This is a genomic window from Curtobacterium sp. MCSS17_006, assembly GCF_003234215.1.
Taxonomy (GTDB): Bacteria; Actinomycetota; Actinomycetes; order Actinomycetales; family Microbacteriaceae; genus Curtobacterium; species Curtobacterium flaccumfaciens.
Window position 1 is genome coordinate 113,869 of record NZ_QKSO01000002.1, and the last position, 13,718, is coordinate 127,586.

Below are 13,718 nucleotides of genomic sequence, written 5' to 3' on the forward strand. Positions count from 1 at the left end.
CGTGTTCGTGGCGGCCGACCGGTCGTCCGACCGCCTTCGGTCCGGTCGGGCCGCCTGCACCAGACAGGCGGCCCGACCGTGTGGGGTGTTGATCAGCGGGCGATGGTCTCGCGCAGCTGGGGCACCCCGTGCTTGACGACGTCTCCGAAGAGGACGTCCGGGTCGAGTCTACGGAGTTCCTCGGCCAGGCAGTCGCGCAGGTTGCGGCGTGGCAGCGACAGGTCGTGCGTCGGCTGCCCGGGCATCGAGAGCGTCGCGACGTCCACCAGGGAACGCTCGAGCTCGATGGTGCCGGACTCGCGGACGAGCTTCACGCCGTGGATGCCGCTCGACCCCGTCGCGCGTGGCGACGTGACGACGGACACCGGCACCTGGAGCTGCAGCTGCAGCCAGGCGGCGAGGAGGATCGTCGACGGGCTGTCGGACGCTCCGGAGACCTCGACGGCGGTGATCGGCTCGTACGGCGGCTGGTCGAGCGCCGCGGCGAGCTGGTTCCGCCACAGGGTCAGACGGGTCCACGCGAAGTCGGTGTCACCCGGTACGTAGGACGCACCGAGTGCCTCGATCGCGCCGTTGGGGTCCTTCTGCGCGGCCGCGTCGGTGATCCGTCGCTGCGCGATGCGGCCGAGGGCCGAGGCCGCGGGCTGCTCGGGAGCGGTCTGCGGCCACCAGGCAACGACGGGTGCGTCCGGCAGCAGGAGGCCGGTGACCAGGCTCTCCTCGTCGGTCGCGGTCTCGCCGTACGCCCGGAGGACGATGACCTCGCTCGCACCCGCGTCGCTGCCGACACGGATCTGCGCGTCGAGGCGCCCGGGGGACTTCGTGTCACCGCTGTTCTTCGAGACGATGATCACGCGCATCGGGTGCTCGCGGGACGCCTCGTTGGCCGCCTCGATCGCCTCTTCCTCGTGACCGAGGGCCGTCGAGATGATGAGGGTCAGCACACGGCCGAGGGCGACCGCGCCGCCCTCCTCGCGGATGCGGACGAGCTTCTTCTGGATCTTCGACACCGTGGTGTCGGGCATGTCGATCTTCACGGACGCCTCCAGGTCCGACCATCGCGGGCGAGCAGGGCGTCGGCGGATGCCGGACCCCACGTGCCGGGACGGTACTGCTCGGGCTGGCCTTGCGTGGCCCAGAACTCCTCGATGGGGTCGAGGATCTTCCAGGACAGCTCGACCTCCTGGTGCCGCGGGAACAGCGGCGGGTCACCGAGGAGCACGTCGAGGATGAGTCGCTCGTACGCCTCGGGGGAGGCTTCGGTGAACGCGTGGCCGTAGCCGAAGTCCATCGTCACGTCGCGCACCTGGGTGCCGACGCCGGGGACCTTCGAGCCGAAGCGGAGCGTGACGCCCTCGTCCGGCTGGACACGGATGACGAGCGCGTTCTGGCCGAGCGGGGACTGCGTGTTGCCGTAGACGTCCTCGGGGACGCGCTTGAACACGATCGCGATCTCGGTCACACGACGGCCCAGACGCTTGCCGGCGCGCAGGTAGAACGGGACGCCCTGCCAGCGACGCGTGGCGATGTCGAGCTTGATCGCCGCGTACGTCTCGGTGCCGGACTCCGGGTTCATCCCGGCCTCTTCGAGGAAGCCGAGCACCTTCTCGCCGCCCTGCCAGCCGCCGTCGTACTGCCCGCGGGCAGTGGCGGTCGACAGGTCCTCGGGCAGACGGACGGCGGAGAGGACCTTCTCCTTCTCGGCACGCAGGTCTGCGGCCTTGAACGAGACGGGCTCCTCCATCGCGGTGAGGGCGAGGAGCTGCAGCAGGTGGTTCTGGATGACGTCGCGAGCCGCACCGATGCCGTCGTAGTACGCGGCACGCCCGGCGACGCCGATGTCCTCGGCCATCGTGATCTGCACGTGGTCGACGTAGTTCGAGTTCCAGATGGGTTCGTACATCTGGTTCGCGAACCGGAGCGTCAGGAGGTTCTGGACGGTCTCCTTGCCGAGGTAGTGGTCGATGCGGAACACGTCGTCGGGCGCGAAGACGCTCTCGACGATCGCGTTGAGCTCGCGCGCGGTGCGGAGGTCGGAGCCGAACGGCTTCTCGACGACCACGCGGCTCCAGGAGCCCTCGCGCTTCTCGGTCAGCCCGGACAGCTTCAGCTGCTCGGTGACGACCGGGAACATCTTCGGCGGGATGGACAGGTAGAACGCGTGGTTGCCCAGCGTCCCGCGTTCGGCGTCGAGGTCGTCGACGGTGCGCTTGAGCTCGCGGAACGCCTCGGGGTCGTCGAACGAGCCCTGGACGAAGCGGATGCCCTGTTCGAGCTGACGCCAGACGTCCTCGTCGAACGGGGTGCGCGAGTGCTCCTTGACGGCGTCGTGGACGAGCTGGGAGAAGTCTTGGTCCTCCCAGTCGCGACGAGCGAACCCGACGAGCGCGAACCCCGGGGGCAGGAGCCCCCGGTTGGCCAGGTCGTAGACCGCGGGCATCAGCTTCTTGCGTGACAGGTCGCCCGTCACGCCGAAGATGATGAGCGTGCTCGGTCCCGCGATCCGGTTCAGTCGACGATCCGTCGGCAGCCGGAGCGGGTTGTGCTCCGGGGTGATTGCCACCGGTGACATGAGTCGGTGAACTCCTTACGAGTCAGTGGGAGACGGCGGACGCGATCGCCGCGGTGGCGGCGTGGACGTCCGACGTCGTGAGGGTGAGGACCGGCCGGCCGTGCTCGGCGAGGACACTCGCGTCGCCGGCTGCCTGGGCCCGGAGGAGCTGCCCGAACGTGAACGGCCGACCCGGGATCGCCAGGTCCTCCGCTTCGTCGGCCACGATCTGCAGGAACACTCCCGTGGCGGGGCCGCCCTTGTGGTACTGGCCGGTCGAGTGCAGGAACCGGGGGCCGTACCCGAAGGTGACGGGGCGCTCCGTGCGCGCCGCGATCGCGTCGCGCAGCGACTCGAGGCCGCTGTTCGTGGTGCGGTCGACGTACGCCTGCACCGACACGTAGCCGGTCGGGTCGAGTGCGGACAGGAGGCCCGACACGGCTTCCGAGAGCGTCGCACCGACCGCGAGTCCGGGCGTCGCGTGCACGGCGATGCCGTCCTCGGAGAACGCTGGCTCCGCCGGAGCGGGGCGGTCGTCGAGGAGCGCGCGGGTCGCGACCTTCGCGGCCTCGACGTCGGGCTGGTCGAACGGGTTGATGCCGAGCAGGCGACCGGCGACCGCGACGGCGTACTCCCAGACGAGGATCTGGCCACCGAGCGTGCCGGTGATCTCGACCTCGCCCTCGGCGACGTGACGCTCGTCCTCGCGCGAACCGACCAGGCGGATGACCTGGACGTCGGGCAGGCCGGCGGTGACCTCGGGGGAGTCCGTGTGCAGCACGACGGGCAGCAGGCCGCGGCCGTCTTTGCCGGTCGACTCCGCGATCAGCTGTTCGACCCAGTCGCCGAAACCGACGATGTGCGTGCCGTCGGGCACGATGGCGATCTTGTCGCGCAGCGGCTCGGTGCCGGCGAGGACCGCACCGAGCACGAGCCCGGGGTTCTCGTCCAGGTCGACCGAGAGCAGCGCGGAGATCGCGTCGGCCTCGTCGAGGAGCTCGGCGATGTCCGCTCCCGCGAGCCCGGACGGCACGAGGCCGAAGGCGGTGAGCGCGGAGTAGCGGCCGCCGACCGTGGGGTCGGCGGTGAAGACGCGGTACCCGGCGTCGATGGCAGCGGCCTCGAGCGCGGAGTCCGGGTCGGTGACGACGACGATGCGGCGGGCCGGGTCGATGCCGGCGTCGCGGAAGGCCTGCTCGTAGACACGGCGCTGCGAATCGGTCTCCAGCGTCGAGCCGGACTTCGACGAGACCACGAGCACGGTGCGCTCGAGGTCGGTCGTCACGGCCGCGCGGACCTGTGCGGGGTCGGTCGAGTCGAGGACCGTGAGGGGCACGCCGGCGGTGCGCGTGATGACCTCGGGTGCGAGGGACGAGCCACCCATGCCGGCGAGGACGACGTGGTCGACCCCTTCGGCACGGAGCGACTCGCGCAGCGCGGTCACCTCGGCGACGAGCGGGCGGGAGACCGAGACGGCCTCCACCCAGCCGAGGCGCTTCGACGCCTCGGCCTCGGCGGTGGTTCCCCACAGATCGGCGTCCTGGGCGGTGATGCCCGAGGCCACCAGGTCAGCGACGAGCCGCGGGACCACCTGTTCGATGGCCCGCGCGGCGTCGCCGCTGGCTGCGATGGAAACCGTCACTACTTGGCGCCCTCGAGCGCTGCCTTGACGGTGTCGACGAGCTCGCCCCAGGAGACGTTGAACTTGTCCACGCCCTCCTTCTCGAGCAGTGCGACGACCTCGTCGTAGTCGACGCCCTGCGCGGCGAGCTGGTCGAGGACCTGCTGCGCCTGGTCGAACGTGCCGGCGATGGCGTCGCCGTGGATCTCACCGTGGTCGAACGTGGCGTCGAGCGTCTTGCCCGGCATCGTGTTGACGGTGTTGGGGGCGGCGAGCTCGGTCACGTAGAGCGTGTCGGGGAGCGACGGGTCCTTGACACCGGTCGAGGCCCAGAGCGGACGCTGCGTGTTGGCGCCGGACTCGAGCAGGCCGAGGGCACGCTCGGAGGCGAACGCCTCGGTCCAGACCTGGTAGGCGAGCTGCGCGTTGGCGATGCCGGCCTTCGACTTGAGGGCCTTGGCCTCGTCGGTGCCGACGGCGTCCAGGCGCTTGTCGATCTCGGAGTCGACGCGCGACACGAAGAAGGACGCGACCGAGTGGATCTTGGAGAGGTCGTGGCCGGCGGCCTTGGCCTTCTCGAGCCCACCGAGGTACGCGTCGATGACGGCGCGGTAGCGCTCGAGCGAGAAGATCAGGGTGACGTTGACGGAGATGCCGGCGCCGATGACCTCGGTGATCGCCTCGAGACCCTCGAGCGTCGCCGGGATCTTGATGAGGACGTTCTCCTTGCCGACCTTCTCGAACAGGAACTTGGCCTGCTCGATGGTCTTGGCGGTGTCGTGCGCGAGGCCCGGCTCGACCTCGATCGAGACACGGCCGTCGAAGCCCTTGGTCTCGTCGTAGATCGGCTTGAAGACGTCGGAAGCGTTCGCGACGTCCTGCGTGGTGATCGCGAAGATCGCGTCGGTGACGTCGGTGCCCGCAGCGGCGAGCTCCTTGACCTGCGAGTCGTAGCGCTCGCCCTTGGCGAGGGCCGACGCGAAGATCGTCGGGTTCGTCGTCACGCCGACGACGTTCTTCTGCTCGATGAGCTCGGTGAGCTTGCCGGTCTCGAGGAGCTCGCGGGAGAGGTCGTCGAGCCAGATGCTCACGCCGACCGCGGAGAGGGCGGCGGTGGGGGTGTTCTCAGCCATGTGTTTCTCTTCTTCTTTCATCGACGGGTCCGTGAGGACCGTGAGTCGGGGTTTCGGGGACGGGAGGCCCGTGGCGGAACCGAGCCGGGCCTCCCGGAAGAAGGGCCGGATCCGGAAACCGGACCCGGCCCTTGCAGGTCAGGAAGCTGCGATCGATTCCTTCGCGGCGGCCACGACGTGCTCCGTCGTGAAGCCGAACTCCTTGAAGAGCGTCTGGTAGTCGGCCGAGGCACCGAAGTGCTCGATCGAGACGCTGCGGCCCTTGTCGCCGACGATGTCGCGCCAGCTCATGGCGATGCCGGCCTCGACCGACACGCGAGCGGTGACGTCCTTCGGGAGCACCTGGTCCTGGTAGTTCTCGGACTGGGCGCGGAACCACTCGATCGACGGCGCGCTCACGACGCGGGCGTTGATGCCCTCGGCCTTGAGCTGCTCGCGAGCATCGACCGCGATCTGGACCTCGGAACCGGTCGCGATGAGGATGACGTCCGGGGTGCCGTTGGGCGCCTCGGCCAGGATGTACGCACCCTTGGCGACGTTCTTCGCCGAAGCGAAGACCTCACCGGACGCGTCACCCTCGCCACGCTCGAACACGGGGAGGTTCTGACGGCTCAGCGCGATGCCGGCCGGGCGGTCGGTGTGCTTGAGCATCTCGAGCCACGCGTACGCGACCTCGTTGGCGTCGGCCGGGCGGACGACGTCGAGACCGGGGATCGCACGGAGCGACGAGACCTGCTCGATCGGCTGGTGCGTCGGGCCGTCCTCGCCGAGGGCGATGGAGTCGTGGGTCCAGACGTAGATCGCCGGCGCCTGCATGAGCGCGGCGAGACGGACCGCCGGACGCATGTAGTCGCTGAAGATGAGGAACGTGCCGCCGAAGGGGCGGGTGTTCCCGTGCAGGACGATGCCGTTGAGGATCGAGCCCATGGCGTGCTCGCGGATGCCGAAGTGCAGCACGCGGCCGTACGGGTCGGTGCTCCACGTCGACGTCGAGGCCTCGGCCGGACCGAAGGACTTGGCGCCCTCGATCGTGGTGAGGTTCGACTCGGCGAGGTCGGCCGAACCGCCCCAGAACTCGGGCATCAGCGGCGCGATGGCGTTGATGACCTTGCCGGAAGCGGCACGGGTCGAGACGGCCTTGTCGGTCGGGAAGACCGGGAGCGCTGCTTCGAGGCCCTCCGGGAGCTCCTTCGACTGGACACGGTCGAACAGCGCCTTCTTGTCGGCGTTGGCCGCGGCCCACGCGTCGAAGGACTTCTGCCACTCGGCGTGCTCGGCCTGGCCCTTGGCGACGGCGCCGCGGGTGTACTCGAGGACCTCGGGGGCGACCTCGAAGGTCTTGTCGGTGTCGAAGCCGAGGATCTCCTTGAGACCCTTGATCTCGTCGGCGCCGAGCGCCGAGCCGTGGATCTTGCCCGAGTTCTGCTTGGTCGGCGACGGCCAGCCGATGATCGTCTTGAGGACGATGAGCGACGGCTTGTCGGTGACCTGCTTGGCGGCCTCGATAGCGGCGTGGAGCTCCTCGACGTCCTCGGAGTACTCGCCGGTCTTCTTCCAGTCGACGATCTGGACGTGCCAGCCGAGCGCCTCGTAGCGGTCGGCGACGCTCTCCGAGAACGCGATGTCGGTGTTGTCCTCGATCGAGATCTGGTTCGAGTCGTAGAACGCGATGAGGTTGCCGAGCTGCTGACGGCCGGCGAGCGAGCCGGACTCGTTCGTCACGCCTTCCTGCATGTCACCGTCGCCGGCGATCACGTAGGTGTAGTGGTCGAACGGCGACTGGCCGGCCGGGGTCTCCGGGTCGAACAGGCCGCGCTCGAAGCGCTGGGCGTAGGCGAAGCCGACCGAGGACGCGAGGCCCTGGCCGAGCGGGCCCGTGGTGATCTCGACACCGTCGGTGTGGCCGTACTCCGGGTGACCCGGGGTCTTCGAGCCCCACTTGCGCAGGTGCTGCAGGTCGTCGATCTCGAGCCCGTAGCCGTGCAGGTAGAACTGCACGTACTGGAGGATCGAGGCGTGACCGGCGGAGAGGATGAAGCGGTCGCGGCCGATCCAGGTGGAGTCGCTCGGGTCGCGACGCATCACCTTCTGGAAGAGCAGGTGGGCGAGCGGAGCGAGGCTCATCGCGGTGCCGGGGTGACCGTTGCCGGCGGCCTCGACCGAGTCGGCGGCGAGAACGCGGGCCGTGTCGACGGCCTTCCGGTCGATGGCGTCCCAGGTGAATTCAGCCACTTGGATGTTGACCCTTCTTGATGCGACATGTGCGAGGGCTCGTGCCATCGCACGGACATGTGGCCATCCCGGGGCCGAGTCGTGTCGCCGTCTAGCGGCGGCCGACCGGCTCATCGCGGCCGACGTCATCGGGGCGCGCACTGCGGGAGGGCGTGTCCAGCATAGTGACCCGGTACTCAGAAGGGGTTCAGGTGACCCCCGATGTTCACACCGGGGTGGCCGTCGACGGTCGATCCGGGCGTGTCGAGCGCGTCCGGATCACGCCGGGATGTCGGAGCGGGGCACCGTCGCGGCGCTTCCATCCCGTAAACTGATCGGGACCCGTGGACATTCCGGGTCAGCGCATGCCCGGACGCCGTCGCAGTCGTCCACCGAGTGTGCGAGCTGATGCGAACAGACTGAGGTTCTCTTGCCGACTGCCACCGTGACCCGGCCCGACACCGATCGACCCCGATCGCCGCTGTCCCGCAAGGTCCGTGCGTACGTCTCGTTGACGAAGCCGCGCGTGATGGAGCTGCTGCTCGTCACCACGGCGCCGACGATGTTCCTCGCCGAACGCGGCGTCCCCGACCTGTGGCTCGTCTTCTGGACGATGCTCGGCGGAGCGATGTCGGCCGGTTCGGCGTCGGCCTTCAACTGCTACATCGACCGCGACATCGACCGGCTGATGAAGCGGACCAGCACCCGACCGCTGGTCACCGGTGAACTGTCCGACCGCGAGGCCCTCGTGTTCTCGTGGGTGCTCGGCATCCTGTCGACCGCGGTGCTCGGCTTCCTGGTGAACTGGCTCGCGGCCGCGCTGAGCGTCATCGCGATCCTCATCTACGTGTTCGTCTACACGCTGTGGCTCAAGCGCCGCACCCCGCAGAACATCGTGTGGGGCGGCTCGGCCGGCTGCATGCCCGTGCTCATCGGCTGGGCGGGCGTCACCGGGTCGCTGACCTGGACCCCGGTCATCCTGTTCATGGTGATCTTCCTGTGGACGCCGCCGCACTACTGGCCGCTGTCGATGAAGTACCGCGACGACTACGACGCGGCCGACGTGCCGATGCTCGCCGTGGTCCGTGGCCGCACCGTCGTCGGCCTGCAGGTCGTGCTCTACGCGTGGGCGACGCTCGTCTGCTCGCTCCTGCTCATCCCGGTCGGGCACATGGGGCCGCTCTACACGGTGGTCGCGCTGGCCGGCGGCATCTGGTTCGTCGTGGAGTCGCACCGCCTGTACTCGCGGGCCATCCAGCACGTCGAGCACGTGCAGCCGATGCGGGTCTTCCACAGCTCGATCACGTACCTGACGCTGCTCTTCATCGCCGTGGGCATCGACCCGCTGCTGCCGCAGGTCTTCACCTTCTAGGCGGTCGAGCGGGCGCCCGCGCGTTCGGTCCGCAGGACGCCGTCGTGTTCAGGTGACGCCGTTGTGTCCGGTTGACGCCGTTGTGTCCTGTTGACGCCGTCGTGTCCGGTTGGCACCGTCGTGTCCTGTTGACGCCGTCGTGTCCTGTTGACGCCGTCGTGTCGGCACGCCGCCACCACCACGCCGAGACGCCGCCGAACCCGGCGGCGTCTCGCGCGTTCGGCGGCGTACCGGCAGGACACCGGCGTCCTGCGTCGGCCACGAGGCGGCCTGGAGGCGCGGTGCGGGCCCGCCACGGGCCTCCCGTCCGGCGTTGCCGCCGTCGGCCGCGGGGCGGACGCGAGTCGCTGCGGACCGCGCGTGGTGCGGATGTCGTGCGACGTCCGCGGTGTCGTTTCGCGTCAGCAGCGTGGCGCCGAGCCGTCCACCACAAACGCGACACCCCACGAGTCGATCGACTCGTGGGGTGTCGGGGGACGGGTGTCGAGCGCGCGACGCGCCCGGGTGTCAGGCGTCGATGGGTTCCCGGACGGCGTCTCGGCCGGCCGAGGCCCGCGTCGACAGCACCACGGCGGTCACCGCACCGACGAGCAGCCCGGCGAGCACCATGTGCGTGCCGACGAGCCCGACGGGCAGACCCGTTCGCGCCTGCGTGAGCCCGACAGCGATCTGCAGGAACTCGACGACGAGCAGCAGCAGTGGCCACTTGCTCGGGCGGCCCAGGCGGACGGCTCCGATGACGAGCACCAGGGTCAGGGCGAAGAGGGCGTACGCGGGCCAGGCGTGCACGTGCTCCATGACCGCGGGGTCGAACCCGGTGCGGTGCAGGCGTCCACCGTCGACCGCGGCGTCGGCTCCGGCGTGCGGCCCGCTGCCGGTGGTCAGGATGCCGACGAGCACGGTCACGACGACGGCGGCGACGGTGCCGCGGACGACACCCGTGTACCAGCGCGGGACGAGGCGCTGGGCGGTGCGCGGGCCGTGCGTCGTGCGGTAGACCAGCGCAGCGGTCACCGAGGTGAGGGCGGCGGAGACGACGAAGTGCAGCCCGACCACGAATGGGTTCAGGTTCGTCCAGACGCTCATGCCGCCGATGACGGCCTGCACGGGGATCGCGACGCCCTGAGCGAATGCGAGCCAGAAGAGTTCGGGGCGCGTGCGGAGCATCCGGACGACCGCGAGGAACATCGCGACGGCCACGATCACGAGCACGAAGGTGAGCAGACGGTTGCCGAACTCGATGATGCCGTGGATGCCCATCTCCGGCGTGGAGACCAGCGAATCCGCCGTGCACTTGGGCCAGGTGGGGCATCCGAGGCCCGAGGCGGTGAGGCGCACCAGGCCTCCGGTGCCGATCAGCACGACCTCGACCACGAAGGACGCCCAGGCCAATGCGACCACACGACGGTCGACCACGCGAGGGAGCGACCACCACCGTCCGGTCCGGAGATCCTGCTCGACGGGGGATCCGACGCGTGTCACGAGGGTGGTGCCTTCCTGTTGTTCCGTGCAGTGAACCTGTAGGATTCGAGGGTTCAGCAGCAGTCAAGTCTAGGCAGGCGCCGGCTCCGAATGGGCCGAGATCGCCGATCAACCCACGGACTGCGTGGAACCATTGTCGTTGCGAGGGAGCAGCACCCGGTCCGCATGTCAGCGGTCTGCGGTGGAATGGCGTCCAGACGCCACGGGTTCACACCTGTAACGCTGTCCCGCGAGAAGGAAACGAGGAGACCATGTCCGACGTGCTCATCGACCGTCCCGAGCTCGAAGGGCTCGGCCAATACGAGTTCGGCTGGTCCGACTCCGACTCGGCAGGGTCCTCCGCCCGTCGTGGGATCTCGGAAGAGGTCGTCACCGACATCTCGAACCTCAAGGACGAGCCCGAGTGGATGCTGAAGAACCGCCTCAAGGGGCTGTCGCTCTTCGGCCGCAAGCCGATGCCGACGTGGGGTGCCGACCTGACGGGCATCGACTTCGACAACATCAAGTACTTCGTGCGCTCCACGGAGAAGCAGGCGCAGTCGTGGGAGGACCTCCCCGAGGACATCCGTGCGACCTACGAGAAGCTCGGCATCCCCGAGGCCGAGCGTCAGCGCCTCGTCGCCGGCGTCGCCGCGCAGTACGAGTCCGAGGTCGTCTACCACCAGATCCGCGAGGACCTGGAGCAGCAGGGCGTCATCTTCATGGACACCGACACGGCGCTCCGTGAGCACCCGGAGCTGTTCGAGGAGTACTTCGGCACCGTGATCCCGGCCGGCGACAACAAGTTCGCCGCGCTGAACACGGCCGTCTGGTCCGGTGGCTCGTTCGTCTACGTCCCGAAGGGCGTCCACGTCGAGATCCCGCTGCAGGCCTACTTCCGGATCAACACCGAGAACATGGGCCAGTTCGAGCGGACGCTGATCATCGCGGACGAGGACTCGTACGTCCACTACATCGAGGGCTGCACCGCCCCGATCTACAAGTCCGACTCGCTGCACTCGGCCGTCGTCGAGATCATCGTGAAGAAGAACGCCCGCGTTCGGTACACGACGATCCAGAACTGGTCGAACAACGTCTACAACCTCGTCACCAAGCGTGCGATCGCACACGAGGGCGCGACGATGGAGTGGATCGACGGCAACATCGGGTCCAAGGTCACGATGAAGTACCCGTCGATCTACCTCGCCGGCGAGCACGCCAAGGGCGAGACGCTCTCCGTCGCCTTCGCGGGCCCCGGTCAGCACCAGGACGCCGGCGCGAAGATGATCCACATGGCGCCGTACACGACGTCGTCGATCGTCTCGAAGTCGATCGCCCGTGGTGGCGGTCGTGCGGGCTACCGCGGTGAGGTCCGGGTCGACCCGGCCGCGCACCACGCCGCCAACACCGTGCGCTGCGACGCCCTGCTGGTCGACACGATCAGCCGGAGCGACACCTACCCCGCGATCGACATCCGTGTCGACGACGTGCAGCTGGGACACGAGGCCACGGTCTCGCGTGTCAGCGAGGAGCAGCTCTTCTACCTCATGTCCCGCGGCATGGCCGAGGACGAGGCGATGGCGATGATCGTCCGTGGCTTCATCGAGCCGATCGCCCGCGAGCTCCCGATGGAGTACGCACTCGAACTCAACAAGCTCATCGAGATGAGCATGGAAGGATCCGTCGGCTAGATGTCCAGCACCACCCCTCCCCACATCGACCAGCCGATCGAGCCCGCTGCCGCAGCGCAGGGCGGCACCCAGCACGGCGCCGGAGCCCACTCCGACGGCGGCTGGGACGCCCCCGACAAGAAGGTGCCGGTCCAGACCCGCTCCGAGCGGTTCCAGTCCGGCGACGTCGAGGCGTTCCCGAAGGTCACCGGCCGAGAGGTCAACTGGAAGTTCGCGCCGCTCGCCAAGCTCCAGCCGCTGCTGGACGGCGCGCTCGACGGATCCGCCTACCCGTACCTCGCCCGTCAGTCCGAGGGTGCCGACGTCGAGTGGGGTCGCAGCGACGACCCCCGCGTCGGCTCCGCCGGCCTGCCCGAGGACCGCGCCTCGGCCGCAGCCTGGACCGCGCGTGACGCGGTCCTGGCGATCACGATCAAGGCCACCGAGGCACACGAGTTCATCACCGTGACCCGCTCTGACTTCGGGTCGCAGCCCCGCGCCGCGCACACGGTCATCACGGCCGAGCCGAACTCCCAGGGCATCGTCGTGCTCGACAACCGCGGCAGCGCCCTGCTGAGCGAGAACATCGAGATCGTCGCGCAGCAGAACGCACGACTGACCGTCGTCAGCCTGCAGGACTGGGACGACGACGCCGTGCACGTCTCGACCCACTTCGCCGAGGTCGGCCGCGATGCCTTCCTCAAGCACGTCGTGGTCTCGCTCGGCGGCGACGTCATCCGCGTCAACCCCTCGACGCACCTCGGTGCGCAGGGCGCCGACACGGAGATGTACGGCGTGTACTTCGCCGACGCCGGCCAGTACATCGAGCAGCAGGTCTACGTGAACCACGACGCGCCGAACACGCGCGGTCGGGTCAACTACAAGGGCGCGCTGCAGGGCCAGGGCGCACACACCGTCTGGATCGGTGACGTCCTGATCGGCCGCGCCGGTGACGGCACGGACTCGTACGAGCAGAACCGCAACCTCGTGCTGACGGACGGCACCCGCGCCGACAGCATCCCGAACCTCGAGATCGAGACGGGCAACATCGAGGGCGCCGGCCACGCGAGTGCGACCGGTCGCTTCGACGACGAGCAGCTGTTCTACCTGCAGTCCCGCGGCGTCCCGGAAGAAGAAGCGCGGCGCCTCGTCGTGCTCGGCTTCCTGGTCGAGGTCATCCAGAAGATCGGTGCGCCCGAGCTCGAGGAACGCCTCATCGCCGCGGTCGAGCAGGAGCTGGCCGAAGGCCGTTCGGTCATCGCCGCACCGGCCGAGGCGGGCGACGCACAGGCCGCCGCCGCGCAGTCCGACGGCGCGGAGGCCACCGCCTGATGGCCGAGAAGGTCTGCGCCGAAGCCGACATCGCGGTGGACAGCCCGATGCGGGTGGTCGTCGACGGCACGGCAGTCGCGATCGTGAAGGACTCGTCCGGCACGGTCCACGCCATCGGCGACACCTGCACGCACGGCGACATCTCGCTGGCCGAGGGCTTCGTCGAGGGTGACTCGCTGGAGTGCTGGGCCCACGGGTCACGCTTCTCGCTGGCCACCGGCAAGCCGCAGAACTTCCCGGCCTACGAGCCCGTCCCGGTCTTCCGGGTCGAGATCCGCGACGGCGACGTCTACGTCGACGTGCAGGACGTCGTCCCGGTCGACTGAGCACCCCCTACACTTCCCGCGGCTGACGCCGCACACAGCTG

General features: G+C 69.1%; 10 protein-coding genes. 4 read left to right on the plus strand and 6 right to left on the minus strand.

Annotation, left to right across the window (positions count from 1 at the left end; translation table 11 throughout):
* Positions 1 to 92: 92 nt before the first annotated feature.
* The 5 genes from DEJ21_RS02750 to tkt form a co-directional block, all read right to left on the minus strand.
* On the minus strand, positions 93 to 1,037 hold the full coding sequence (locus tag DEJ21_RS02750) for a glucose-6-phosphate dehydrogenase assembly protein OpcA (protein WP_027465684.1): 945 nt from the start codon (positions 1,035 to 1,037) through the stop codon (positions 93 to 95).
* Complete coding sequence (gene zwf / locus DEJ21_RS02755) at positions 1,034 to 2,572, minus strand: glucose-6-phosphate dehydrogenase (RefSeq protein WP_027465683.1); 1,539 nt, start codon at positions 2,570 to 2,572, stop codon at positions 1,034 to 1,036. The genes DEJ21_RS02750 and zwf overlap by 4 nt, the downstream gene beginning before the upstream one ends.
* Before the next feature lie 22 nt (positions 2,573 to 2,594).
* Entirely contained in the window at positions 2,595 to 4,193 is a 1,599-nt protein-coding gene (locus DEJ21_RS02760; RefSeq protein WP_111223632.1) for a glucose-6-phosphate isomerase, read from the minus strand.
* Entirely contained in the window at positions 4,193 to 5,305 is a 1,113-nt protein-coding gene (tal, locus tag DEJ21_RS02765; RefSeq protein ID WP_071403753.1) for a transaldolase, read from the minus strand. Before tal ends, DEJ21_RS02760 begins: the two co-directional genes overlap by 1 nt.
* A gap of 138 nt (positions 5,306 to 5,443) precedes the next feature.
* Positions 5,444 to 7,537: a transketolase gene (gene tkt / locus DEJ21_RS02770; RefSeq protein ID WP_071403754.1), complete on the minus strand. Its 2,094-nt coding sequence runs from the start codon at positions 7,535 to 7,537 to the stop codon at positions 5,444 to 5,446.
* A 424-nt stretch (positions 7,538 to 7,961) separates the two neighbouring features.
* Between tkt and DEJ21_RS02775 the strand changes: the two genes are divergently transcribed.
* Positions 7,962 to 8,888 carry a heme o synthase gene (locus tag DEJ21_RS02775; RefSeq protein WP_071403755.1) on the plus strand — a complete coding sequence of 309 codons (927 nt, stop codon included), beginning with the start codon at positions 7,962 to 7,964 and terminating at the stop codon, positions 8,886 to 8,888.
* A 507-nt stretch (positions 8,889 to 9,395) separates the two neighbouring features.
* Here DEJ21_RS02775 and DEJ21_RS02780 read toward each other — a convergent pair.
* Positions 9,396 to 10,370, minus strand: a complete 975-nt coding sequence (locus tag DEJ21_RS02780) for a heme A synthase (protein WP_071403756.1) — start codon at positions 10,368 to 10,370, stop codon at positions 9,396 to 9,398.
* Positions 10,371 to 10,621: 251 nt separating this feature from the next.
* Between DEJ21_RS02780 and sufB the strand changes: the two genes are divergently transcribed.
* From sufB to DEJ21_RS02795, 3 genes are read left to right on the plus strand one after another with little or no spacing between them, the layout of a single operon-like run.
* Positions 10,622 to 12,040, plus strand: a complete 1,419-nt coding sequence (gene sufB, locus DEJ21_RS02785) for a Fe-S cluster assembly protein SufB (RefSeq protein WP_071403757.1) — start codon at positions 10,622 to 10,624, stop codon at positions 12,038 to 12,040.
* Complete coding sequence (sufD, locus tag DEJ21_RS02790; protein ID WP_181435759.1) at positions 12,041 to 13,351, plus strand: Fe-S cluster assembly protein SufD; 1,311 nt, start codon at positions 12,041 to 12,043, stop codon at positions 13,349 to 13,351.
* Positions 13,351 to 13,677 (plus strand): non-heme iron oxygenase ferredoxin subunit, encoded by a 327-nt coding sequence (locus DEJ21_RS02795; RefSeq protein WP_375342392.1) that lies wholly within the window; start codon positions 13,351 to 13,353, stop codon positions 13,675 to 13,677. The genes sufD and DEJ21_RS02795 overlap by 1 nt, the downstream gene beginning before the upstream one ends.
* The last annotated feature ends 41 nt before the right edge of the window (positions 13,678 to 13,718 follow it).